This window comes from Planococcus wigleyi, from assembly GCF_014836985.1.
GTDB lineage: Bacteria > Bacillota > Bacilli > Bacillales_A > Planococcaceae > Planococcus > Planococcus notacanthi.
Genome location: NZ_JACSPU010000004.1, coordinates 82,666 through 107,405, shown reverse-complemented (window position 1 = coordinate 107,405; position 24,740 = coordinate 82,666). Strand labels below are relative to the sequence as shown.

Here is a 24,740-nt window from a genome sequence, read left to right as displayed (position 1 = left end):
CAATCGCTATTCATTCATGCGGATGTCCGCATACAATAGAACGGAAGTGAGGATCATTCGAAAAATTGAAGCGGTCTCGGCATTGGTTTATTTACGCGAAGATGTTCAAGTTAAACAAGGGATCGATGACTGGCGTGGTACGTATGCTCAAAAAGCTTCACGGATTAGCGGAGTGCTTGAATACCGGCAGCACCATTTTGATCCAAATCAAACCGGTCTTTGGCCAAAACTGGCTGGAGTCGAGACAGCAATCAGCTCTCTACACCGAATTGATGGGATGGAAGAGTATGTATTAAAAGCCAAAGCAGCTAAACAGCACCGGAAACTGACCGAACTGTATGGAGAAAAGGTATTTGCTGAAACGATTCATTTTCAAGCCACTTTGAAAAACAGCCGAACGTTGCGGCATCCCACTAGCCAGTCACCGACAGGGTATCGGCAAATTGTGTTAATCCGCCGAAAACCTTACGTCCGGCTGAAGGATTTCCGGTCATATCTTACCAAGAGTCTGGCACCTTCACTCAATGCAGTATCCGGATTTTCAGAAGTCCGTTATCAACTTTTTGAACCTGCCCAAAAGGAACGTCAGGAGTATGAAGCAGTGCTGGTTCTTGGTGCGGCTGATGCCACCGCATTTCAAAAAGCGCTCTGTTCAACCGCTTTTTTGGCGACACACGAAGAACAAGTAACATACTGTGCAGCGATGCATGCTTACCCGGTTGCCGGATCCTATGTATTTACTAAAGCCGGCAGGGCGACGCTTCCGCAAATCAAACCCGAACCAAAACCAGCTCTTGAGCCTGTGCGCCGGAAACTGCCTCCGGCTCCACCGCGTGCTGCACAAAAATCCAGTCGGACACCTTTTCCGCATGCCTGGCGCATTCCGCTCAGCGGCTTTGGTCCGGAAGATGTCGTCATTGACGAACAAGGCCGTATCCTTTGCGGTGTAAAAGATGGGCGCATTTTGCGTATCGATCCGGAACGGCATCTTGAAGAAACCATTGGCGATACCGGCGGCCGTCCTTTAGGTCTGGAACTGTTGGCGGATGGGCGTTTGCTGATATGCGATGCACACAAGGGTTTGCTTCGATTAAATATGGAGACGGGTGAGATTGAAACGCTGGTCCAATATGTCAATGGATTTCCTCTCCGTTTTTGTTCCAACGCCACAGCCGAAAAGAATGGCACGATTTGGTTCACGGAATCCAGCAGCCGCTATGATTTCGAGCAGTATAGGGGCGCTCTGATGGAACACTGTCCGTCCGGGCGGCTATTCCGGCGGGATCCTAGTGGCCGCGTAGACATCGTTCTGGAAGGCTTGCATTTCGCCAATGGCATCACACTGACTACTGACGAACAAGCGGTGATCTTTGCGGAAACGGACGGTTACCGGCTCAACCGGCTATGGATACGTGGAGCGCTTACTGGAAAACGGGAAATCCTGGCCGCTAATTTGCCGGGCTTTCCGGATAATGTCTCCTGTATCAGAAACGGCATGTTCTGGGTGGCTATGATGACGAACCGCAATGCTGTTTTGGACCGTCTGGGCACAGCGCCTGCGTTGTTGCGCAAGCTGCTTTGGCGAGTGCCTGAAAGCCTGCAGCCAAAAGCCGCAAAAACAGCCTGGACCATGCTTTATGATGAACAGGGAAACTGCCTGCTCGACCTGCAGAGTTCGTCAGTGAATTATCAAGCCGTGACCGGAGTGGCGGAGTCGCGTGGCATGCTGTATTTCGCCAGTATTGAAGAAGATGCACTATTGGCAGTAGAATTGCCTACTTTTAAAAAACAATAGGTCTTTTCAGTTTATGACGAATCTTTATCTTAAATGGCAGAAAAAAATGAGCAATTAAAGCCATTGTTTTGCAGCACCTGTTACACCTGCGGGCTGAATATTGTATAGTTAATAAGGATTTAACTAGAAGCGAAAGGTGTTAAATGAATATGTTGCAAAACCCCACAGGAAAAAAGCGGCTCGGACTTGCCTTGATCCTCAGTATGCTGGGCATTCTGGCGCCGCTGAATATCGATATGTATCTGCCCGCTTTTCCGGCCATCGCAAATGAACTGGACGCACATGTCTCGCTTGTCCAGCTCAGCTTGACGGCTTGTCTGATCGGACTCGCCGCCGGACAAATCGTTGTCGGACCATTCAGTGATGCGGTCGGCAGGCGCAAACCATTGATCATCTCGGTGATCTTGTTTGCGCTGTCGTCGGTACTCTGCGCGGTGGCCCCGAACATCGAAATGCTGATTGCTGCACGTTTTATTCAAGGGTTTACCGCATCAGGCGGGGTGGTCCTTTCCAGAGCGGTAGTCAGTGACGTCTTTACCGGCCGTGAAATGACGAAATTCTTTGCGCTGCTGATGGTTATTAACGCAGTTGCTCCCATGGCCGCACCAATAGCGGGCGGCGGCATTCTGGCTTTGCCGTTTGCCGGTTGGGAAACCATCTTTTATTTTCTCGGCTTGCTCGGTGTCATCATGGTGGTTGTGGTCATCTTCCGGCTGCCGGAAACATTGCCTCCGGAAGACCGGATGCCAAGCTCCATCGGGCATTCCATCCGGACGATGGGCAGCCTGTTTAAGGAGCGCCCGTTTATCGGCTATGCCCTCGTGGTCGGCTTAGTCCACGGCGGCAGTTTCGCTTACGTTGCCGGAACACCTTTTGTCTATCAGGAGATTTACGGCGTTTCGCCCCAAACTTTCAGTGTGCTGTTTGGGATCAACGGAATCGCGATGATCATCGGGAGCTTTATCATCGGCAAGTTCGGCGGCATCGTTTCCGAGCATCGGCTTTTGCAGGGAGCAGTCGTTGTCGCATTTACTGCAACTTTGGTGCTTCTGGTTATGACCATCATTGAAGGACCGCTTGCTTCACTGGTTACGTCGATTTTCATTTACATGATCGCAATCGGCATGATCTTCACCAGTTCGTTCACTTTGGCTATGAAAGGCCAGGGGCACCGGGCAGGGAGCGCCAGTGCGGTCGTGGGCATGCTGCCGTTGGTTATCGGGGCTCTCGTATCGCCGCTTGTCGGCATCAACGAAACCTCGGCTGTTCCGATGGGCGCGATTCTATTCGGCACGTCTGTCCTTGGCATGCTTGCCTTTTTCGGACTGACGGGACATAAGCAGAAAATAGCATTGAATAAAAAATAGGATTTATTCAAGGAAGTATATGATTTGCTGAATTGAAACAGGAGCGGATGAATTTTCTTCCGCTCCTGTTTTCTAATTTATTGATGAATCAGACCGCTTTTCTAAGGAGAGTAGCCCCGATATTGCCATTAATTTTAACTATTTCCATTTATTTTACTTTTTCTTGTATTACTGGAATGCCAAAACCGATATAATGGGATAAGTGATTTTCAACAAACCTCTTGGAGGGAATACCTGCATGAAGAAATTATTCAATTCACGAAAAGTGAACTTAGCGACACTATTTACCTCGCTTGTCGCCGCTTCAGTTGTACTAACCTTACTGATACTTACAATTTCGTCCTATCAGTCCGACAAGGAGTCTTTGACTGATACCTATCTTTCTTTAAATTATTCCAAAGCTGAAAAAATGAGCCAATCCGTGGAATCCTTGTTTGGTTCCATGAGAACCAATTTGGAAACCACCGTCCGTTTTTTGGAAGCGAATGAAAATTTGAGCGATGAAGAGATTCATGAAAGCTTAGAACTTCTGCGGGTGAGCAGCGGTTATTTCAATTCCCTTTCCTGGATAGACGAAACGGGTGTGATTCGAGCGATTAGTCCAGTCAGTATTGGAATAAAAGGAGAAACCATTGCGCCTGGGCTGTCAAAAGATGCCTTAGATGCAAGAGAGCCCAGTCTGACTAGCCCTTATACAGGGTTATCCAACCGGTTGATCATGTTGATGAGTCAGCCTATTTACTCGAAAGATGGTACATACAGGGGAATGATTGGCGGTTCAATCTTTCTTCAGGAAGAAAATGTGTTGAATCAATTGCTTGGAAATGATGCCGTGGAGCAAAATGGCTCTTACTACTTTGTGGTGGGACCAAAAGGAACCTTGCTGTTTCACCCTGAGCGCAACTTAATCGGAGAAAGCGTTTATGAAAATCCAGTTGTCCGCAAATTAACACAAGGAAAGAGCGGCATGGAGCACGTAACCAATACAAAAGGAGTTCCTATGCTCGCTGCTTATAGCCATGTTTCCGAACCGGGATGGGGCATCGTTCAGCAAACTCCTTATTCATTTTTGCAGGCTTCGTTAATTGAACAATTGCTGCAAATGCTCAAAAACATGTTATTGCCGTCTTTATTCCTCCTGTTGCTTTCGGTATTTATTGCGCGAAAATTGGCTGCCCCTTTTACTCATTTAGGCAATTTGGTGGATCAATTAGCAGAAGGGAAGACCGTGTCCCAGCCGCTTAAAGAAACGCTTATAAAGCCTCATTGGAACCGTGAGGCCGATCTGCTGACGAAAAGTGTCGCTGTTGCTTTTGAAACACTCGAAAGGAATAACCAACGGCTCACGGAGTCTGCCCTAACAGACACGCTGACCGGGTTACCCAATCGAAGAAAATTGGATGAAGTGCTGACTGAATGGTCCAGCGAGGACCGGATTTTCTCTTTGCTTGTCTTGGACATTGACCACTTTAAGTCGATCAATGACTCCTATGGCCATCAAAAAGGGGATGAAACCTTAAAAGAGCTGGCAGCCGTGGTTCAAAAAATCATCCGGCCAGATGATTATTGTTTCCGCTATGGAGGGGAAGAGTTTGTCCTCCTTCTACCGGAAACCAATCGTTTAGCAGCCTATCAAACAGCGGAACAGATTCGGAGAAAGATTGAAAAGACCTCATTAATTCCCGACAAAACTGTCACGGTTTCAATCGGAATCTCGGAGTTTCCGACACAGTCCCGATCAATGGCTGAACTTTTTCAGATGGCGGATCAAGCTTTGTATAATTCAAAATCCAAAGGAAGAAACCGAATTACGATTTCCGATGTTCCTGGATGAACGATTCGGCTGAACCTGCCATATAAGCATACTGATCAACAGGAATGAGTACCGGCAATCTCGAATTGCCTTGCTTATAATTTCAAGAGGAAAAGCAGCGGACAGCACCGTAGCTTTTCCTCTTTTTTCTTTTTTTGAAAAAGTACTTGAATTATTTATATCAAAGAGATATGATTTAAATCGTAACCATTACTATTTAAAGGTTGAACTTTTAGCATTTCATGATGAAAGGGATGGATAAATGGAGAACAAAATACCGATAACTGTATTGAGTGGTTTTTTAGGCTCAGGAAAAACTACCTTGCTGAATCATATCCTGCACAATCGTGATGGGTTGAAGGTGGCTGTGATCGTGAATGATATGAGCGAAGTAAATATTGATGCTTCATTAGTGAAACAGGGAGGGTTTTCCCGTACAGATGAAAAATTAGTGGAAATGCAGAATGGCTGTATTTGCTGCACGCTTCGGGAAGATCTGATCATGGAAGTCGAGAAACTGGTGAAACTGGGAGACATTGAGTGCATTGTCATCGAATCTTCTGGAATCAGTGAACCGGTGCCGGTTGCCCAAACCTTTACGTATGCGGACGAGACCATTGGCATCGATTTGTCGGAGATTTGCAGGTTGGACACGTTGGTCACCGTAGTCGATGCAAACAGGTTCTGGCAGGACTTCGCTTCAGGGGAAACTCTGCTTGACCGAAAAGAAGCCGCGACAGAAGACGATGAACGGGAAATTGCTGATCTGCTGATTGACCAAATCGAATTCGCCAATGTGCTGATTTTAAATAAGACTGACTTGGTTCCGGAACAGAAAGCAGAAGAACTGAACGCAGTCCTGAAAACCCTCAATCCCGCAGCAAAAATTGTGCAAACCGTACATGCGGAAATCGAATTGGCCGAAGTGCTGAATACCAAGTTGTTTAATTTTGAATCGGCCAGCCAAGGGGCAGGGTGGATTAAGGAATTGAATGAAGAACATGTCCCAGAGACGGAGGAATACGGAATTGCATCGTTTGTCTTCAGAAGCCAACAACCATTCCATCCAGAACGATTGATGAACTGGATCAGGGAATGGCCGATTGAAGCTATTCGCGCCAAAGGATTTTTATGGATTTCTACACGCAGCGAGGATGCTGTTTTGCTTTCACAGTCAGGTCCTTCCTTAAGCATTGAAAGAGCTGGGTCTTGGGATGAAGAGTACGGAGTGAAGATGACGGAATTGGTCTTGATCGGCATCAGGATGGACCAACAGGCAATTACGGACTCCTTGACGGCTTGTCTGCTTACGGAAGAAGAAATGAAACAGGATTGGATGAGCTTTTTTGATCCGTTGCCCGCTTTTAAAATGGAGGTTCATGGAATGGAGGAATGAAAAATGAGAGTCAATATTACATTAGCCTGCACTGAAACCGGTGACCGCAATTACATAACGACTAAAAACAAGCGCACCAACCCCGAACGCCTTGAAATGAAGAAATACAGCCCGCGCCTCAAGAAAGTGACGTTGCACCGGGAAACCAAATAAGTTTGCTGTCGGGCTACACATCATGTGTATTTTTGGTAAGATGAAGGAGGAAACCAAATGGCTAAAAAATCTAAAGTCGCAAAAAATAATAAACAACGCAAACTCGTCATGCACTATGCAGAACTGCGAAAACAATTGAAGGAACAAGGGGATTACGAAGGTTTAAACAAATTGCCGAAAGACTCTGCAGCAACCCGTCTGAACAACCGCTGTGCTTTAACGGGGAGACCCAGGGGCTACATGCGGAAGTTTGGTTTGTCCCGCATCGCTTTTCGGGAACTTGCCCATAAAGGCCAAATTCCAGGAGTGAAAAAATCCAGCTGGTAATCCTAGATAATCCTGGAGTTGCGATTGAATCTATAGGGAAGCGGATCAAGGAGGTGTGGGAAGTGAACGAACGGTTAATGGAATTTTTATTGAGAAGTGAGGTAGCGAAACTCTCAGAAAAAAAGAGGCGCCTCTATCAATTCGTGATTGATTCAGAAGACAGTTTGGCTCAAAAGGCCAATACAGCCGATGAATTCCGACAGCTTTTGGTGCAGCATTCCCCTTACGATTTGGCAGCAAAACGCTTCAATTTGTCTTATGACCAACTGCTTCAATCAATGAATGACATTGAAACAGAACTGAATGAAAAAATAAGCATTCGATGCAAAAAAGTGAAATGGATCGATTATTCCAATGCTGTTAGTCAATCCTCTAACAAGGATGACAATAAACGAGTGTTTTTATTTCTTAACTAAACCGGGTTCGATTTAGGAAGAAAATAGTGAACATGATCGACGCTGTTTAACAACAAAAAGAGAGAAGAGGCTATTGGAGCCCATCTTCTCTCTTTTTGCATGAATCGTGAAATGTGGCCGCTCAGGAATGAAAAGATGGAAACTTGTAGAAAAATGAGTTTCCATCTATATTGAAAGCAGCCGATTAATCAAGTTGTGGCTGCCTGTTGCAGAAATGCTTCAGTCGAGAGAACTTCCGCATACATCCCTTGGAGTGCACCGACAAACGCATAATGAACCTCTTTAGCTGAAACGACTTTATCTTGATATGCCAACTCTTTTGTTGCGCAAGCATCTTCAATCAACGTTGTTTCATAGCCCAAATCGACAGCCGCACGGACCGTTGCGTCGATGCACATATGTGTCATCATTCCGGCTACGACGATTTTGGTTATGCCTTTTTCTTTTAATTGGCTTTCCAATTCTGTTTGCAGAAAGCTGTTCGCGAAATGTTTAACAATAACCCTTTCGTGTTCCAACGGCTGAACCGCTTCATGGATGTCAATGCCTTCTGTCTCTGGAAGAAAGAAGCCCATTGCAGGGGAACTTGCTATATGCTGAACATGAATAATGTTTTCTTTCTGGTTTTCTCTGAACCATTCCAGAATTTTAGCCGCATTGGCAGCTGCGCTTTCAGGATTGCTCAACTCCATCTTTCCATTTGGAAAATAGTCTTTTTGAATATCGACAAGTATTAATGCTGTGCTCATTTTTCCACCCCGTTCATCGTTTTTCCTACATGTTCATCATATACAGAATCTATATTATTATCGATAGGCTGATGAATTACTTTTGCCTTATATCATTTCACCATGAAAGGAATCGACTATGGAACTCAACAATATTGATTTTCAAATCCTTCGCTTACTGTCAGAGAACTCACGGATTCAATGGAAAGACTTGGGCGAAAAAATCCATATGACAGGACAGGCAGTAGGCAACCGCATCAAAAAACTGGAAGACAACGGAGTCATCAAAGCTTATTCGCTGATAATTGATGAAATGAAGCTGGGATTTTCTTATACGGCATTCATGATCATTTACATGAAAACAACCAACCATGAGAAGTTCAACGACTTTATCAACGAACGACAAGAGGTGGTTGAAGCGCACCGGGTATCGGGGGAAGGCTGCTACCATTTAAAAATCAAAGTGGCTTCTCAAGAACAATTAAATCTGCTCTTGAATGCCATTCTCGATTATGGGAATTACACTTTGTACCTGTCCATTAAAGAGATCAAACAACGGATTTCAATAGTTGATTACAAATAGTTCCGTTTTTACTGTCCGCATATTGGCATAAAAAATGACTAACTTTTCATAATCCATTTATTAAAGACTGAAATTCTTGTTTAATCAAGGATCTCAGTCTTTGCTAATTCTTGGAACTATTCTTTAGGTTTTTTTCGAAGCTTGTACAGTTTACTCGGCGGTCATGTTCGAGAGTCTAACGGGTAAGTGTTTATTTATTATGCATTATTTCTTTAATCAAATACAGTTGGCTTTGTTGGGGTTCGTTCGAATTCGAAGAGCAGTTGAAGCTGTGATTCCACATTTCGGTTCACTGACAATTCAGGCAAACCGTCTTCAGGAAAGAATTCCACGCCCTTAGTTTCTACTCCATTCGTCGCTTCGCCACCCACGATTTCACATTGAATAAAGAGCTTGTAATAGTGAAAAGGCTGAGGGGGGTGGGGATGCTTGTTCATATCCAATAGGGCCAGCATTTTTGTCGGAACCACAATGAAGCCCGATTCCTCTTGGATTTCTTTGGCAATATTTTCAGCAGGCGACAAGCCGACGTCACAAAAACCTCCGGGCAAAGACCACTTATTGTCGATGTTTTCCCTCACCATGAGAATTTTCCCTTGGTGGAAGACAGCTCCCCGCACGTCCATTTTGGGCGTCTGGTAGCCTTTTTCAGTAGCAAACAGATCTTTGATTTTTTGCATTTCAACGCCTGTGTGTTCCTCCATGATCTCCACGCTGATTTGCCTCAATTCTTCAAATCGCTCTAAATCGAAGACATCTTTCGAAAAAGTCAGCCCTGATTGGGAAAGCGACTGGATGCGCTTAGCCCATTCCAACCATTTAAGACTCATAAAGAGCACCTCCCTCTGGTGATGCCGGGGATTCAGAGACTGTTGGATAAAAAATAGCTTGGGTTTTCTCCAAAGTGAATATGGGTTGATTGAAGTTCCTGAAGACGGGTTGATAAGGTTTACCGCTGACAGGCGATGTTTTTGCTAACGCATTATTAAAATCATTCGCTTTTATGATAACCACCATCCTTGGCTTTTAAAATTCACTTCATAAAATAAATTAGGACTTATTAGTTTGAATTGTTTGCTTATTAATTATCCTAAATGAGTTCTCTTGGTTTTTCCATTTAACTGATTTCATTTGAAGATATATTATGTTTATGTAAAGGGGGCTTTACACGAGGCAGGAAGTAAAGTATACTTTACGTAAAGGTAGCTTTACTTAGGAGGGAAGATATGGAACATCGCATTAAAGAACTGAGAGCGTCATTCGGTTTTACACAAGAACAGCTATCTGAAAAGCTGGGCGTTTCAAGACAAACAATTATTTCGATCGAAAATGGCCGGTATAAACCTTCTTTGGAACTTGCGTACAAAATAGCTAAGTTATTTCAACTTCGTATTGAAGATGTATTTATTTTTGAGAAGGAGAGTGAATAGAGATGGAATGGGATCAAATCCTAGGATTTGCGGGTCTATTGGTAGGAGCTTCTGGAGGACTTTTGGGACTATGGTGGGGACGGAAGAAAGCAGCAGAAAACAGGGGCCTTGATGAGAGGTATGCAAGTATTATGACAAGATCTTTTTCAAGCGCCTGGAAAATAACGTTAATTTCCATGTATGCATTGTTCGTATTATTGCTTTTGGGTGTTCAGCTAGCTGCTTTGCCACTATTGAGCATACTATTACTTATTCATTTATTTGGTTGGACCTGTTCAACTTTTTATTATAATTTCAAACTTTGAATATGAAAGGAGAGTAAATGCGCTTTGAATGGCATCAGCTCTCCTTTTTTCTGTTCTTTGCAAGCAAGACTACCTTAGAAAAATCTTTATTTAGTATTCCTGCAAATAACTCTCCCAATACGAAATATTCATCCTTTTGGACGAGGTACATAATTCTTCAGAATTGTATGATATTGGTAGTATACAACACAAGGGACACTCAATCATAAACTGCTTTAAGATTTCCGAATGGAGAGGGGGGAAGAGCAATGATCAAAGGGCTGTATGAAGCGCATCTGCCGGTAAAGAATCTTTTAGTATCCATCGAGTTCTACAAAAGCTTGGGGCTAGAAATAGCTTTTCAAAACGAGACCTTAGTCTTTTTCTGGATTGAAAAGGGACGCAGTTGGTTGGGCTTATGGGAAACGGATAAAGTGGAGACACCTTACCATCCATCGCTCAGGCATGTCGCTTTCCAAGTGGAGAGTGAGGAGATACACAAGGTCAAAGAATGGCTTGAAGAAAAAGGAATACCCATCAGAACAGCGTTCGGATTTTCTCCTGAACATCAGCCGTTGGTATTGCCAAATTTTCCGCATGCCCATGGCGCCATTTACTTCCACGACCCAGACGGCAACTCACTTGAATTGATCACGCCATTGAAAATAGATGCCAAAGAGCGATTCGAAATGATGTCGTTGACAGAGTGGACTACCACTTAAGACTGTAGATGCTTCACTACAAGTACATAACATACCTAAGTTAGAAGGATGGGGAATATGAAAAATTACATTTGCACTACCTGTGGTGTCCAAACTGCAAGCTCAGCAGAAGTGCCAAACAACTGCTCAATCTGTACCGAAGAAAGGCAATATGTTAATCCAAAGGGTCAGTCTTGGATAACTTTGGAAGAAATGATTTACTCCGGAAATTATAAAAATGTGCTTTCTTTAGAAGAAGAAGGCCTCTTTAGTATCTCCACCTCACCTAGTTTTGGTATTGGCCAAACAGCTTATTTAGTTCAAGGTAAAAATTTCAATTTATTATGGGATTGCATAACGTACATCGATTCCGAGACAATCAACATGATAACGGAAAAAGGTGGAATTGATGCCATTGCGCTATCACACCCCCATTATTATTCAACTCAAGTGGAATGGGCTGAAGCCTTCGATGCATCAATCTATATACACGAAGACGATCAGGAATGGGTGACCCGAACAAGTGAAAAAATCATCTTTTGGTCAGGAGATTCACTCGAATTAGCCGCCGGATTGTTTCTCCATCGTATAGGTGGTCATTTCAAAGGGGCAACTGTCTTGGAATGGAAAGAAGGATTTAGCCAAAAGGGTGTTTTACTGACAGGGGACATTGTACGCGTTGTAGCAGACCGGCACTGGGTAAGTTTCATGTATAGCTATCCCAACTTCATTCCATTGCCTGCCTTTACCGTTGAAGGAATGGCTGCTCAGCTAAATGAACTCAAGTTTTATCGGCTATATGATGCTTTTCATCGAGTTATACGGGAAGATGCAGGAGAAGCTGTTCAAAAATCAGCGAAAAGATATGTGGATGCCTTGAATGGTTCGCTCTTCAGTACGTAATAAATATATAGTCTTTAATGTATTTCCAAGCCTGCTAAAAAGAAAGGGACACCACATGAGCGAGATAGATCTTAAACAGTCCATACACATCATACCCATAACGGATCAGCATGAAGAGGAAGCAAGACTACTGATTCTGGAAGGATTAAAAGAGCGATTCGGTTTTCTTGATCCATCTTATAATTCGGATTTAACCAATATAATTCAGAACTATAGCCAAAAAGGTGATTTGTTTTTAGTCGGCCTCCACAACAATACCATGGTCTGTACAACCAGAGAAACGTCCAAAACTGGACGGATTCAGCGTATGTCTGTGAAAAAATCCTATAGAAGTGCGGGCTTAGCTAAATTAATGATTCAAACGTTGGAGACAAGCGCAAGTAAGGCTGGATATGAACGGATTGTATTAGAAACCAATAATGATTGGCACAGTGCCATTGAATTCTATAAAAATTATGGGTATCAATTGGAGAGGAAAGATGAAGAACGCAGTTATTTTTCAAAACAGGTGCAGGCATAAAAAATAGAAGGAGTCGCTATATGACATTATTGAATCGACTGAAAAAGGGAGATAAGATTGGCATCTTTTCACCGTCTTCTCCCATCACCCATTCTTCACCCATTCGTTACGCACGTTCAAAAAAATTTCTTGAATCAAAAGGTTTTGAAATTGTGGAAGGCAGTCTAACAGGCAAACGGGACTTTTATCGTTCGGGTACTATTCAAGAACGAGTCAGCGAGTTGAATGAGCTAATTCAAAATCCAGAAATCAGCTGCATCATCTCGACGATTGGCGGAACTAATTCGAATGCCCTCTTGCCCTATATAGATTACGAAGCTTTTATGAAACATCCTAAAATAATGATTGGCTATTCTGACGCAACTGCAATTTTATTGGGCATCTATGCACAAACAGGGATTCCTACTTTCTACGGTCCAGCTCTTGTATCTTCGTTCGGAGAGCATGAACCTTTTCTGAACTATACATATGAATACTTTTCCGAAATGCTAGTGAAAAAACAACAAGTGCCTTTTGCTATTCCGATGCCTCCGTATTGGTCTGATGAGCCGGTGAACTGGGAAGTCAAAGAAAGAGAGAAGGAACAGCGCACGAATGACTGGATCTGTGTAAATGAAGGGGAAGCAAAAGGTAAGTTGATTGGCGGGAATTTAAATACCCTGTTGGGCTTTTGGGGAAGCAAGTATATGCCGTCTATCGAAAATGGAGATATCTTGTTTTTAGAGGATTCCATGAAATCAGCTTCTGTTATAGAAAAAAGTTTCAATTTATTAAAAGTGAATGGCGTATTTGACCGCGTATCGGGAATCTTACTCGGAAAGCACGAATTATTTGACGATGAAGGCACGGGGCGGAAGCCGTATGAAATCTTGCTTGAAGTTCTAGGGGACAAGGATATACCGATACTGGCTGACTTTGATTGCGCGCATACCCATCCTATGTTGACGTTGCCGATTGGGAGGACGATTACTTTAAATGCGACGGAAAAGACGGTTCAAATTATGGAACAGTGGATTTTATAGATTTTAGTTCATATAAATAGATGGCTATAACACAGGGAAACGAATCTAACGTATGTGCAGTTAAGTTCCATTTGAAATCAGTTAAAATATTAAGCATATCGTTTAGGCATGAATGACATTTAAGGAGTTTGTGATGAAAAAAAATATAGGTTCTATAATCGTGATTTTGGCATTGATCGGCTTTTTAGTTGCAACATTTTTTCTTCAGTATGAATATTTATTTCTCACTCGTATTGCTTCACTTATCTTCGCACTCGTTTATTTAGTAATTGAAGTGAAGCAAGAGTATTTCTCATCAAAGAAGCCCTTATTTATTTTCTTTGGTGTCATTAGCATCTTAGGTATATCGGTATGCATTATACTTGATGAGACTTCAGCGACTGATGGATTCAATGCCAGAAGTTTTATGGTCCTGGTATTCGTATTCATTCTTCTGGTCGTTAGTTACAAAGATTTATATAACAAAAACGATGCTGCAAAGTAATTTCAGTTCAACTTTAGTTTTATAAATTCTTTGATTTGAATGTAACTTATTGTGAATTAAGTTACATTCAAAACATTAGAAAATGAGTATTCACGCGGTAATTAATCATGCTGCTAAAAAGGATGGGATGTAGTGAATTGGAATAAGATTAATAGCTCTACAGACATTGAAAATTTCATGGATCTCTTCGGAGGATTTCACGACAGCTGTTTGAAAGAACTTTATATGTCGACGGAGACTTTCGTTGATGAAGACCTCTCCATGAGTATGTCGGTCAATCTAGATACATGCGTCCGTATTTTATTCCAAAGACAAGACCGAGATCCCTCGGCCATCGAATTGCTCTTTAAAGGGGTCACTCACTTTCATATACAACCACGTTCAGAAGACCAGGACTCAATCATCTATGGAGCAAAACTAGTACTAGAAGAAGGACAATTCTATTGGGCAGAGGATGAAGAATGGCAAATTAATTACCCGTTTCTTCATCCTGTAAGCTGGATCTCTGCTAAAGAGCTCCACTGGCGCGGTGTTAGCCAATGGATGGGCAAAGAGCAACGATATGGCGTAATTAGCAATGAAGAAAACTTGTAAGTAATGTGAATTCTGAATGTAACTTAATGGTAATTAAGTTACATTCAAATTAAGAGAAAACAAATGTTTAACAGTTAGTCTATATTTGATTTTTTTGTGTTCTTTAATTTCTTGTTTGTATATAAAACATAAACAGCATTTAGAATGAACAATACTATTGCGGATATTAAAAAGCCAAGTATTCCAGGTATATTAGGCCCCGTTATTAAAAAGAAAATAGTAGCTAAAACAAACGCAGTAAAGCCAGCCATACTCATTTTCCAACGAGAATTATCTAGTCTCGACATACCAACGCTCCCCCTCTCTCTCATACAAAGAGTAGTTATCTCAAAATTACTAGTTCTGAATCCTTAAGTTGGACTAGCTTAGGATAATTATCTTTAGTATACCTGAAATGAATAATATTTTTTAAGAATTCTGAATGTAACATAATCCTAATTAAGTTACATTGAGTTTCTTGATTCCACTGGTTTCATGAGAAAACCAAACCGATTCGAAATCCTCAGAAAAAAAGATACATTTAAAAGACTGCACTATCAGGTTTTTAAGCATGGTTTTCAAAAGGATCTAGGTTTACTTATAATCAGATGAGAAGAAGAGAAAATTATGGCGCCAGAGACATATCGGTTGCCGAATCGCATACATTTCTTAAGGGCTGAGAAGCAGCGGTCAGTCTCGTCGACAAACTAAGTTATCAAACCAAAATGAATGCATTATCACTAGGAGCGGTTCTTGTCAATCTGTCGATTCTGCTGTCGCTATTCAACATGGAAACCGCAGATGGGGTCGAGCACCTAATAGGCTTAGCAACAACTCTTGCTTTTAGCGTATTCAGTATTCTGCCACTCCTTCGCCGTATGTTTAATTGATCGATTCTTGTCTTATCGACCTTGTTATTGCTATCAGCATTCAGTTTTATTTATGGGCTGGCTATTGGAAAAATTACAGCACGATAGACACAATCAAAACAATGATACTACCTTGTACGACTTACATATCGAAGAGAAAAGAGAGGGATTGCTATCGAATTAGCTACTGTTCTGCGTAAAAAAGGAATAGTCGTCCGTGAGTTTGAAAATATCGGACGAGAGTACAGAGAGAAATGGGTTGATGCTTTTTCTGATTCTCAATTTGATCAACGTCAATATTTCTCTGAGTTTTTATGGTATATGTTTTCTGCTGAAAAAGTAGATTGTTTGATTAGAAAAGAAGCAGCTCATTCGTTCGATAAAGTGAACAAGCATTATTGCTATATCTTCTTTCAAGAATCCGACGATGTTTTGGAAGTGGAATACGCATCTTCCCTGAATGCAAAAGATTTATTGAATGTGACAGGCGAATACTGCGATGTCTATGTTGTAGACAAAGGATTTAATTGGACGTATGTGATTCCTCATGAAAGAGACTGGGGTCCATATTTTTATCGAAGAAAGTCTAATGGCCGATGATTTTCAAAGAGTCTTCATGAAAAATTTATTGAGTGGGACGATCAAAGCTAAATTTGAGATAGTGAACGCAGTCTTTGAAACTGCTGACTGCTATTGGGATGAATGTCTTCCAGGACTAGAAAATGCCTTTGAAATTTCCGAATAAAACCTGTATAGAAATAAAACTTGAATGGGTCCAACTGATTTTTTGAGGTGATATATTTTCTTTTAAAACTCAGTGAGATTCGGTTTGACCTACTCCCCAATGGTGGTATAAATACTGTAAAGAGCTGGAAGCCCATGAATCGTCCCTTGTTTGTACGAGCACCACCTATATGCTTGCCCCACAGCCAAGGGGGAGTAGCTGGAGGAAAACCTCTTTCACAATCGTCAGGACATGATGATGCGTCATCATCGGTTGTGATGGCAGATACGAATGCTCAGCGAGACCTTTGCCTAATTATTTAGGCATGGGTCTTTTTTGTTTGAAAAGAAGGAGGAAACTGCAATGGAAGTGATGGTCCTGCAATATGCGTGGATTCTGTTGGTGCTGGTGGGTCTGGAAGGATTGCTTGCGGCAGACAATGCAGTGGTCATGGCGGTTATGGTCAAACACTTGCCGAAAGCGCAACAGAAAAAAGCCTTGTTTTATGGGTTGTCGGTGGCGTTCCTGTTTCGGTTCCTGGCGCTTTTTGCGATTACGCTGCTCGTCAATGTCTGGCAGATCCAGGCACTCGGCGCGCTGTACCTGTTGTTCATCGCGGCCAAGCACATTTACGATCAGCGGCAACAGCCGGGGCTTGGGCCGGTGGTTGAAAAACCCCGCAGCCGATCAGGGTTCTGGACCACAGTCTTGAAGATTGAGGTTGCAGACATCGCGTTCGCGGTGGATTCGATGCTGGCGGCTGTAGCGTTGGCTCTAACGCTCCCTCCTTGGGGGGATTTCACCATCGGCGGCATCAATGGCGGTCAATTTACCGTCATGATCGCGGGAGGCTTGATCGGGGTCATCATTATGCGCTTTGCGGCCCATAAGTTTGTCCAACTATTGGAACGCTATCCGCAGCTTGAAACAGCAGCCTTCGTTGTCGTCGGCTGGGTCGGCGTGAAATTGGGTGTATTGACCTTGTCCCATGAAAAGATCGGGATACTGCCGCACGATTTCCCGCATTCCTTGCCCTGGACAGTTGTCTTCTGGTCGGTCATGGTCGGCATTGTCGCAGTGGGTGCTTGGATGGGGAAAAAACAGAACGACCGAGATGCCGCGAAGTAGCTGAAACCGTTTGCCGCTGGACTGGTTCTACGTGGTAAACTGGAAGTAAGAAAATTCAGTGTTCTAAGAGGTGAAGCGGCATGAAAAGCATGGGATTACTCAAAGCACTCCGTCTGACGCACAGCGCACGGGCGTTCACTCAAGAACAGCTCCATCACCTGCAGCAAGAGCGCCTGATGCATCTGGTGCAGCACGCCAGACAGCACAGTCCGTATTTTGCAAAACGGCTCGTGTCAATCAGCGGACCGATTCAGTTGTCTGACTTGCCTGTTACCCACAAGAAAGATCTGATGGCGAATTTCGATGATTGGCTCACCGACCGCACCGTCTCCAAGCAGGATGTGGAGCGCTTTATGGAAAACCCGGACAACATCGGCCGGAAACTGAACGGCCGCTACTTGGTCAATACGACGTCCGGTTCTACGGGGCATCCGGCGATTGTTTTGTATGACAAGACCACGATGAATGTCGTCTCGGCACTTGCGGTGCTGCGCGCGGTCGCCAAGCGGGAAGATTTGAAGGCGTTTCTGAAGAACGGCAAGCGCACAGCCGGATTGTTTGTCGACGGCGGCTTTTATCTCGGCAACGGCACCGTCCGCATGAATCAGCGGCGCATGCCTTGGAAAAAAGACCAGATCATCATAGATGTGCGGCAAGACACCGACAGCATCGTCCGACAGCTGAATGAGTTCCAGCCCGCGCTCCTCGGCGGCTACCCGACGGCACTGGAACTGCTGCTGCCGGAACAGCGGAGCGGCAAGCTGGCCATCTCTCCGGTACTGATCATGGCGGGCGGTGAACACTTGAGCGACGAATTGCGCAGAGAGCTCAGCGAAGCGTTCGGCTGCACCGTCCAATCGACTTATGCCTCTACGGAAGCGGGCGCCATCGCCTGTGAATGCCGGGAAGGGCGCTACCACCTCAACGAAGACTGGCTGATCGTCGAAGCGGTGGACGCGGAATTCCGTCCGGTCGCTGACGGGCAGCAAGCGGAACAGCTGTTGATCACCAATTTATTCAATTTCACGCAGCCATTCATCCGCTACGTGCTGACCGACCGCGCCATTATTCATAGTGACCCATGCCCGTGCAGCAAAAAGACGCGGTGGATCGAACTGGAAGGGCGCACCGATGACATTTTACGGTTTTCCGGTGGCCAACGCATCGCGCCGCTCGCCTTGCAGTCCGTACTTACGAAAATCGAGGCCATTGAGCGTTTCCAATTGATCCAGCGGAATGAAGACTCTCTTGAACTCCGTCTGCAGGCACAGGACCCGGAACAGGCATTTCATGAGGCAAACGAAAAACTGCAGGGGTTTCTTCGACAACAGGGAATTCACGTCAATGTGACGCTCGCCAAGGAAACGCCTCAGGCTCATCCGAAAAGCGGGAAATTCAAGCACATTTACCGTTATCCGGCCTATCCGCCTGAACCGGTGGACTGAACGGAAAAGAGAGGGAGGCTGCACATGAAGAAGTTTTTTGGTTCCTTGTTTGGCGGTTTGGTCCTCGGTTTGCCTTTGGCTTATTGGTGGATCGGCTATGACAGCATCACTTACAGCCAATTCAATCTTGCCGGAGTCGACGAAGTCATCGTCCGGGAAATGGATTTCGACTTCGTCTTTTACGCTTCATTACTGGTCGTGGCGATTGCGGCAGCCCTTTTCATATTCTGGAGCTGGGTGGAGAAAAAAAGCGAAGAACGTTTTTACCGCAATGATTCCGGCAACTCGAAATAAGTCCAAGCGCTCCATTGCTGGCAAGTGGCAAAGGGTGCGCTTTTTTCATGCCTGACGTTTAACTCTTCCCGGCTAGAGGTATGTGCAAGAGAAAAGGGGTTGCGCCCCAATTGTTGAAAGCGAGGGATGTCCATGTTTGACAGGACAGCAGGAAGCTATGTCGTTGAGTTGCTGAAGGAGTGGGATGTCGACCATATCTACGGGATGCCGGGAGACTCCATCAATGAATTTATGGAAGAACTGCGAAAAGAAGAAGCCATCCGCTTTATCCAGATCCGGCACGAAGAAACCGGGGCGCTTGCGGCGTCTGCGTATTCCAAATTAACCGGTAGAATCGGCGTTTGCCTGTCCATTGCCGGTCCTGGAGCGGTGCATCTGCAAAACGGCCTGTACGACGCCCAAAAAGACAAAACACCGGTGCTGGCGATTGTCGGGCAAGTCAGCAGTGACCTCGTCGGCACCGACAGTTTCCAGGAACTGAAAATGGAGTCGCTGTTTGAAGAAGTGGCCGTCTATAACCGCCGCGTCCAAAACGCGGAACAGCTGCCGGACATGCTGAATCAAGCCATCCGGACCGCTTACGCCGAAAAAGGGCCGGCGGTGCTGATCGTCTCTGATGACTTGTTCGGCACCAAAATCAAACGCGACAAAGTGCTGACGTCTTCTGCGTATGCCATGCCGACCATCCGTGCCCATGAAGAAGACCTGCAGGATGCCCTGCGTTTATTGAGGGCGTCGAAGAAACCTGTCATTCTGGCAGGAAAAGGCGCGGCCCACGCCAGAGCCGAAGTGCTGGCATTCGCTGAAAAGCTGAAAGCGCCGCTCATCGCATCGTTTCCGGCAAAAGGCATCATTCCGGATAATCATCCGCATAACCTCGGCCAATTGGGGCAGCTGGGCACAGAACCGTCGGAACAGGCCATGAAAGAAGCGGACCTGTTGATACTGGCAGGCACCGCGTTTCCGTACCGGGAGTATTTGCCGGATGACGTGCCGGCCATCCAAATCGATATTGACCCAAAAGTGATCGGCAAGTATTATCCGGTGTTGGTCGGGCTGGTCGGTGAATTGGCTCCGGCTGCCGCCTGGCTGACCGCCAATCTGAAAGACAAAGATGACGGGTTCCTCTTGAAGTTCCAGGAAAAACGGGCCGAGTGGCACAAGACCCTGCAAGACGACATGGCGTCAGTCACCGAACAGCTGCAGCCGCAGCACGTCATCGCAGAAGTCCAGGAAATCCTGGAGCGGGACGCGGTGGTGTCTTTGGACGTCGGCAGTGTCACGTTGTGGAGTGCGCGTTATTTGCAGCTGACGGACCAGCAGCTTGTCGTGTCGGCATGGCTTGCGACCATGGGCTGCGGGCTGCCGGGTGCCATTGCCGGCAAACTCGCCTACCCGGACAAGCAAGTCGTATCTTTACTTGGGGATGGCGGCTTTTCGATGGGGATGCAGGACTTCGTCACCGCCGTCAAATACCGGTTGCCGATGATTCTCGTCATCTTCAACAACCAGAAAATCCAGCTGATCGAACACGAACAGGAAGAAATGGGCAATGAAGCGACACAAGTCGAGTTGGCGAACATCGACTTTGCGGCATTCGCCCGTGCCTGTGGAGGGGAAGGCTACACGGCAAAAACACGGTTTGAACTGAAAGACGCATTGGCCAAAGCCAAAAACAGCCTCATCCCGGTAGTCATCGACGTGTATGTCGAAGACAGTGACCCGCCTTCCTGAACAGGAAGGAATCCATAAAAAAAGGCAGCCCGCTGAAAAATAGCAGGCTGCCTTTTCGGTTGTGCGACCTCATTTCATGTTCTTCTATCACTGGCAATGTAGAGGTTCGATCGATTCGTCAATGTCACTCAAATACGGGATGGATTGAACAGACGAGGCAAATCATGCAATTCTGCGGGCAGCGGCCGGCTAAAGTAATACCCTTGGCCCTCATTGCACCGTTCGCTTTGCAGGAATGCCAACTGGGCTTCGTCTTCAATGCCTTCAGCCACCACTGCCATGCCCAATCGATGCGCCAGTGAAATGATAGTGGACGTGATCGCTTTGCCTTTCAGTTCATTGTTGATGTCTTCGATAAAGCTGCGGTCGATTTTGATGCGGTCAAATGAAAACTGGCGCAAATAACTGAGGGACGTGTACCCCGTCCCAAAATCATCTATGGACAAGGAAATGCCCAGTTCTTTCAAAGCGCAGAGGCTTTGTTTCAAGGAGTCCGTCTCTTCCAGTAAAATGCTTTCCGTCACTTCCAGTTCCAGCCACTTGGCATCCAGTCCGGTTTCTTCCAAAACGGATTTGACCGTTTGGACAAAATTCGGCTGATGCAGTTGGATGGTGGAAATGTTGACGCAAATTTTGATGGGAGGGTGTCCCTGATCTTGCCAGGCTTTGTTCTGCAGGCAGGCGGTATAGAGGACCCAACGGCCGATGGCGACAATCTGGCCGCTTTCCTCGGATACGGGAATAAAGTGATCAGGAGGCACCATGCCGAGATCCGGGTGGTTCCAGCGGATCAACGCTTCCATTGCGCTCAGTTTGGTGTTGGGCAACGCGACGATCGGCTGATAATAGAGAACCAATTGCTGTTTGGCGATGGCCGTTTTCAGTTCCCGCTCGATGCTCAATTTGTAAGCGGACCGTTGATCCAGTTCTTCGGAATAAACCGCGTAGTTATGGGTTTTGTGTTTTTTGGTATAGTACATGGCCGTGTCCGCTTTCTTGATCAGGCCTTCCACACTTTCTTTCGAGCCACAACTGAAAGCGATGCCCACGCTTGCGGAGATGGACACGGAATGGCCCAACACTTCAAAAGGTTCCGCCAACGACTCGTTCAAGCGTTCCGCCAGATGGAAAACCCGCTCTTTTGCGTGATTCGGCAACAGCACCGCGAATTCATCTCCGACAAATCGTCCCACCGTATTCGGGCTGTCTACAGTTGCCAACAGACGCTGGGCAATTTCTTTCAAAAACGCATCGCCGAAGCGGTGGCCGAACGAATCGTTGATGAATTTGAAGCGATCCAGGTTCAAGAACAGCACCGTCGGTTGAGGTTCATGGGGAAGTGACGCTTCAATTGCCTGTTTCAGCCGGTCTTCAAATAATTTGCGGTTGGGCAAGCGCGTCAATGGATCGAAAAACACCAATTCTTCCAACAGGTTCTTATGGTTGGCCGCATCGGTGACGTCTTTCGCAATGCCATAGGCGCCGACAATCTGTCCACCCGACTTCATGGGGAAGTTGGTCACCAAGAGGTTCCGTTTTTCGCCATCTTTACGAGTGATGGTGAGTTCATAAGTTTCGGCAACTCCGCGCAAGGCGTTGCCAAAATGAAGGAGGGCCACTGGCAAATCTTCTGAAACAATCAATGGAATAAAAGACAATTGAAGCAGTTCCGGGATTGAATAGCCGGACAGGGTTTCACATCCTGGATTGGCTGTAATAAAATTCCCTTCCAAATCGAAAGTGAAGACCGCATCCGGATTATAAGCGAACAGGGAATTTAGCCTTTCTTCATTTTCCGTTAAACGCAGGGCAGCTGTGATTTCTGCGGTGACGTCTATGACGGTTCCAAACAGGACGTCTTGTCCATGGAGCCTTTTCTTGGTTGAATGGACTTCCACATGCATCATTTCTCCGCTGCGTTTGTATACGCGGAGCCGGTAACGCGCATAGGCATCCAGCGAACCGGTATCCGCCACTACCCGTGTCCGGATAATGGGCAGGTCTTCCGAATGTACAAGGTCCGGTAACGTGACGTCCCCGTTCAACAACTCTTTTTCACTGTAGCCGATGAGTTCACAAAAGTGCTGATTGACATAGCTGTAAGACCAGCCAGTTAATATATACATGCCGACGGGCGCTTGCTGAATCATGCCATCAAACAAGTCTTTATAGAGTAAGCCATTTAAAGAAGAAAGGTCTGGGACCGCTTCGTTGTCGCTGTTTTTGCCATCATTTTTCATTGATTTGTTCCTCCAAAATTTAAACTGATGACCAATAATATCTGCAAATTCGCTGGTGTACAATTCCAAAATATAATTTCTTGTTATTTATGATAAAGCAGTTTTCAAAGAAATTCCATTTTTTATTTAATTTCCTCGATTCGGTCAGCGGTTTTACAGGCGATGCGATATTGTCGAGGAGTCTTACCGACTGCTTTTTTAAACGCTGCTTGGAATTGAGTGGCGCTTTTGTAGCCGGTCGCCTGGGCCACTTCAGCAACCGGCATATCGGTGGCGACGAGAAGTTGCCTCGCTGCGTCCATACGGCAAGAGATGAGGTATTGAAGGGGGCTGATGCCCGTTACTTGCTGGAAAGTGCGAGCCAGCTGATATTTGTTCAAGTTGAAACGGCCGGCGATGTCCTTGAGCGTCAAGGAGCGGCTATGGTTTTCTTCCATATAGAGTTTGATTTCCTGGATGGTATGTTCCCGGTTATGGAGTGCAGTCGCCTTGCGGTTTTCCATGGATCGGCTGATCAGTGCCAGTATCAGGCCGATCAAGTGACGCACCGCTTGTTCTGCATGCGGCTGCGTTTTTTCTTTTTGCAGACGGACAAACAGGGCTTTAAGCGTGTGCAGGTCGCTGATTGGAATAACAGGGGGCCAGTCAGAAAAGGAAGGGGCAAGGAGAGTGTACCCACTAAAAGCCAGTCGGTATCCGCTTTGCTGTTTAGAGGCTGGATACCTCAGCTCATGCCAGGTTCCAGGCGGAATGACTAGTACGCTGCCAGCAGGAGCTTTGCAGCTTTTTCCTTCTAGACGACAGTGCACAGTGCCTTCAAGCACCAACAGCAATTCTACGGTTTCGGAATGCCGGTGGAGCGGCTGGTTAAGAGATTGTCCATGAGTACTTTCAAAAGGTTCAACTGTATAAAAGAAGAGAGGATCTGTATTTATTTCCGTGGCTTTCGACAAAAGAATCGCTCATTTCCATTTTCTTTTAGTATAACAAGAATTAATAAGTATTTCTGTATAATACCGGTAAAATTTAAAAGAAATTAAAAAACGCCACAAGAATTGATAGGAAATTCTTGTGGCGAAGAATACTAAAAGAAAATATTTGCTGGCGAAGAGTGCTAGAACTGTTTGCGGTTGTCATAATCTGCCCGAAGCATGCCCATCAGGATTTCATCGGAATAGCGGTGATTCCAGTAAAGGGATTGCCGCAATGTGCCTTCCTTTTTAAAACCTGCTTTTTCGTATGCTTTTATTCCCCGTACATTATGGGAATACACTTCTAATTCCAGGCGGTTAAGCTGGAGTTCTTCAAACGTAAAAGCCAGTGCCAGCTGGGTGGCTTCCGTGCCATAGCCTTTGTTCCACGTATCCTTGCTGTGCAAGGCGATCCGGAATCCAGCTTTTTTGTTGTGCAAGTCTATGTCCAGTATGGCCAGATCTCCGATCGTTTCACCTGACTCCAGGGAGCAGATCGCAAAGTCGCGGCGGCTCGGATCTTGGCTGAACCGTTTATAGCTTTCACGGATTTGATCAAATGTGAAAGAAGTGCGGGTGCCTGTCATGTATAAGAGTTCTTCATCTTGGCATGAGCGGTATATGCTTTCCATGTCTTCGTCTTTGATGGCCCTTAAGTAGACCAGAGTGCCTTTTTTCATAATGATTGCTCCTTTAATGGGTAAGTGGATATTCAACTAAGCAAGATAGGTGAGTGCACGTCATCTATTTTAACCTTTGACTCCTGCTTTTTGCGACCGTTTCTGGGTTCCAGATACGTAAAGGAGTGGGGAAGGTCAGTAAAAGCTGTGGAACCGTTCA

At 45.4% G+C, this 24,740-nt stretch carries 28 protein-coding genes; 22 read left to right on the top strand and 6 right to left on the bottom strand.

Annotated elements, in window-relative coordinates; translation table 11 throughout:
• The first annotated feature begins 82 nt into the window (after window positions 1-82).
• The 7 genes from H9630_RS11915 (at window position 83) to H9630_RS11885 (ending at window position 7,267) form a co-directional block, all read left to right on the top strand.
• Window positions 83-1,795 (top strand): SMP-30/gluconolactonase/LRE family protein, encoded by a 1,713-nt coding sequence (locus H9630_RS11915; RefSeq protein WP_191715710.1) that lies wholly within the window; start codon window positions 83-85, stop codon window positions 1,793-1,795.
• Between the two features lie 149 nt (window positions 1,796-1,944).
• Window positions 1,945-3,162, top strand: a complete 1,218-nt coding sequence (locus H9630_RS11910) for a Bcr/CflA family efflux MFS transporter (protein ID WP_191715709.1) — start codon at window positions 1,945-1,947, stop codon at window positions 3,160-3,162.
• Window positions 3,163-3,400: 238 nt separating this feature from the next.
• Window positions 3,401-4,996, top strand: a complete 1,596-nt coding sequence (locus tag H9630_RS11905) for a sensor domain-containing diguanylate cyclase (protein WP_191715708.1) — start codon at window positions 3,401-3,403, stop codon at window positions 4,994-4,996.
• Window positions 4,997-5,237: 241 nt separating this feature from the next.
• The gene (locus tag H9630_RS11900) at window positions 5,238-6,371 is read left to right on the top strand and encodes a GTP-binding protein (protein ID WP_191715707.1); all 1,134 of its coding nucleotides are present in this window, start codon (window positions 5,238-5,240) and stop codon (window positions 6,369-6,371) included.
• A 3-nt stretch (window positions 6,372-6,374) separates the two neighbouring features.
• Window positions 6,375-6,524 (top strand): 50S ribosomal protein L33, encoded by a 150-nt coding sequence (gene rpmG, locus H9630_RS11895; RefSeq protein ID WP_191715706.1) that lies wholly within the window; start codon window positions 6,375-6,377, stop codon window positions 6,522-6,524.
• A gap of 57 nt (window positions 6,525-6,581) precedes the next feature.
• On the top strand, window positions 6,582-6,851 hold the full coding sequence (rpsN, locus tag H9630_RS11890) for a 30S ribosomal protein S14 (protein WP_191715705.1): 270 nt from the start codon (window positions 6,582-6,584) through the stop codon (window positions 6,849-6,851).
• Between the two features lie 62 nt (window positions 6,852-6,913).
• A complete protein-coding gene (locus tag H9630_RS11885) occupies window positions 6,914-7,267 on the top strand; it encodes a hypothetical protein (protein WP_191715704.1) in 354 nt (117 codons plus the stop codon).
• A gap of 188 nt (window positions 7,268-7,455) precedes the next feature.
• On the opposite strand, the gene H9630_RS11880 is transcribed toward H9630_RS11885, so the two are convergent.
• A complete protein-coding gene (locus H9630_RS11880; RefSeq protein ID WP_191715703.1) occupies window positions 7,456-8,016 on the bottom strand; it encodes a cysteine hydrolase family protein in 561 nt (186 codons plus the stop codon).
• Between the two features lie 118 nt (window positions 8,017-8,134).
• Here H9630_RS11880 and H9630_RS11875 point away from each other — a divergent pair, with 118 nt between their 5' ends.
• Window positions 8,135-8,578, top strand: coding sequence for an Lrp/AsnC family transcriptional regulator (locus H9630_RS11875; RefSeq protein WP_191715702.1), 444 nt, complete (start codon window positions 8,135-8,137; stop codon window positions 8,576-8,578).
• 212 nt (window positions 8,579-8,790) lie between these two features.
• Here the strand turns inward: H9630_RS11875 and H9630_RS11870 are convergent, their stop codons facing one another.
• Window positions 8,791-9,408 (bottom strand): NUDIX hydrolase, encoded by a 618-nt coding sequence (locus H9630_RS11870; RefSeq protein WP_191715701.1) that lies wholly within the window; start codon window positions 9,406-9,408, stop codon window positions 8,791-8,793.
• Window positions 9,409-9,804: 396 nt separating this feature from the next.
• Here H9630_RS11870 and H9630_RS11865 point away from each other — a divergent pair, with 396 nt between their 5' ends.
• From H9630_RS11865 to H9630_RS11830, 8 genes are all read left to right on the top strand, one after another.
• On the top strand, window positions 9,805-10,008 hold the full coding sequence (locus tag H9630_RS11865) for a helix-turn-helix transcriptional regulator (RefSeq protein WP_191715700.1): 204 nt from the start codon (window positions 9,805-9,807) through the stop codon (window positions 10,006-10,008).
• A gap of 2 nt (window positions 10,009-10,010) precedes the next feature.
• Window positions 10,011-10,313 (top strand): hypothetical protein, encoded by a 303-nt coding sequence (locus H9630_RS11860; RefSeq protein ID WP_191715699.1) that lies wholly within the window; start codon window positions 10,011-10,013, stop codon window positions 10,311-10,313.
• A gap of 248 nt (window positions 10,314-10,561) precedes the next feature.
• Complete coding sequence (locus tag H9630_RS11855) at window positions 10,562-11,014, top strand: VOC family protein (RefSeq protein ID WP_191715698.1); 453 nt, start codon at window positions 10,562-10,564, stop codon at window positions 11,012-11,014.
• Window positions 11,015-11,071: 57 nt separating this feature from the next.
• The gene (locus tag H9630_RS11850) at window positions 11,072-11,896 is read left to right on the top strand and encodes a hypothetical protein (RefSeq protein WP_191715697.1); all 825 of its coding nucleotides are present in this window, start codon (window positions 11,072-11,074) and stop codon (window positions 11,894-11,896) included.
• Window positions 11,897-11,951: 55 nt separating this feature from the next.
• The gene (locus H9630_RS11845) at window positions 11,952-12,416 is read left to right on the top strand and encodes a GNAT family N-acetyltransferase (RefSeq protein WP_191715696.1); all 465 of its coding nucleotides are present in this window, start codon (window positions 11,952-11,954) and stop codon (window positions 12,414-12,416) included.
• A 20-nt stretch (window positions 12,417-12,436) separates the two neighbouring features.
• Window positions 12,437-13,438, top strand: a complete 1,002-nt coding sequence (locus tag H9630_RS11840) for a S66 family peptidase (RefSeq protein WP_191715695.1) — start codon at window positions 12,437-12,439, stop codon at window positions 13,436-13,438.
• Window positions 13,439-13,571: 133 nt separating this feature from the next.
• The gene (locus tag H9630_RS11835; protein WP_191715694.1) at window positions 13,572-13,922 is read left to right on the top strand and encodes a hypothetical protein; all 351 of its coding nucleotides are present in this window, start codon (window positions 13,572-13,574) and stop codon (window positions 13,920-13,922) included.
• Between the two features lie 132 nt (window positions 13,923-14,054).
• Window positions 14,055-14,516 (top strand): hypothetical protein, encoded by a 462-nt coding sequence (locus H9630_RS11830; RefSeq protein ID WP_191715693.1) that lies wholly within the window; start codon window positions 14,055-14,057, stop codon window positions 14,514-14,516.
• Between the two features lie 74 nt (window positions 14,517-14,590).
• On the opposite strand, the gene H9630_RS11825 is transcribed toward H9630_RS11830, so the two are convergent.
• Window positions 14,591-14,803: a hypothetical protein gene (locus tag H9630_RS11825; protein WP_191715692.1), complete on the bottom strand. Its 213-nt coding sequence runs from the start codon at window positions 14,801-14,803 to the stop codon at window positions 14,591-14,593.
• A gap of 729 nt (window positions 14,804-15,532) precedes the next feature.
• Here H9630_RS11825 and H9630_RS11820 point away from each other — a divergent pair.
• From H9630_RS11820 to H9630_RS11800, 6 genes are all read left to right on the top strand, one after another.
• Window positions 15,533-15,964, top strand: a complete 432-nt coding sequence (locus H9630_RS11820; RefSeq protein WP_191716047.1) for a DUF4275 family protein — start codon at window positions 15,533-15,535, stop codon at window positions 15,962-15,964.
• Complete coding sequence (locus tag H9630_RS18955; RefSeq protein ID WP_225218529.1) at window positions 15,912-16,109, top strand: colicin immunity domain-containing protein; 198 nt, start codon at window positions 15,912-15,914, stop codon at window positions 16,107-16,109. Before H9630_RS11820 ends, H9630_RS18955 begins: the two co-directional genes overlap by 53 nt.
• A gap of 342 nt (window positions 16,110-16,451) precedes the next feature.
• Window positions 16,452-17,216, top strand: a complete 765-nt coding sequence (locus H9630_RS11815) for a TerC family protein (RefSeq protein WP_191715691.1) — start codon at window positions 16,452-16,454, stop codon at window positions 17,214-17,216.
• Window positions 17,217-17,296: 80 nt separating this feature from the next.
• Window positions 17,297-18,661: a phenylacetate--CoA ligase family protein gene (locus H9630_RS11810; RefSeq protein WP_191715690.1), complete on the top strand. Its 1,365-nt coding sequence runs from the start codon at window positions 17,297-17,299 to the stop codon at window positions 18,659-18,661.
• A 24-nt stretch (window positions 18,662-18,685) separates the two neighbouring features.
• Entirely contained in the window at window positions 18,686-18,955 is a 270-nt protein-coding gene (locus tag H9630_RS11805; protein WP_191715689.1) for a hypothetical protein, read from the top strand.
• 132 nt (window positions 18,956-19,087) lie between these two features.
• Window positions 19,088-20,689, top strand: a complete 1,602-nt coding sequence (locus H9630_RS11800) for a pyruvate oxidase (RefSeq protein ID WP_191715688.1) — start codon at window positions 19,088-19,090, stop codon at window positions 20,687-20,689.
• A gap of 128 nt (window positions 20,690-20,817) precedes the next feature.
• Here the strand turns inward: H9630_RS11800 and H9630_RS11795 are convergent, their stop codons facing one another.
• The 3 genes from H9630_RS11795 to H9630_RS11785 all read right to left on the bottom strand — a co-directional run bounded on the left by H9630_RS11795 (window position 20,818) and on the right by H9630_RS11785 (window position 24,580).
• On the bottom strand, window positions 20,818-22,929 hold the full coding sequence (locus tag H9630_RS11795; RefSeq protein ID WP_191715687.1) for a sensor domain-containing protein: 2,112 nt from the start codon (window positions 22,927-22,929) through the stop codon (window positions 20,818-20,820).
• Window positions 22,930-23,051: 122 nt separating this feature from the next.
• Window positions 23,052-23,882, bottom strand: coding sequence for an AraC family transcriptional regulator (locus H9630_RS11790; protein ID WP_225218528.1), 831 nt, complete (start codon window positions 23,880-23,882; stop codon window positions 23,052-23,054).
• A gap of 161 nt (window positions 23,883-24,043) precedes the next feature.
• Entirely contained in the window at window positions 24,044-24,580 is a 537-nt protein-coding gene (locus tag H9630_RS11785; protein WP_191715686.1) for a GNAT family N-acetyltransferase, read from the bottom strand.
• Window positions 24,581-24,740: the final 160 nt, after the last annotated feature.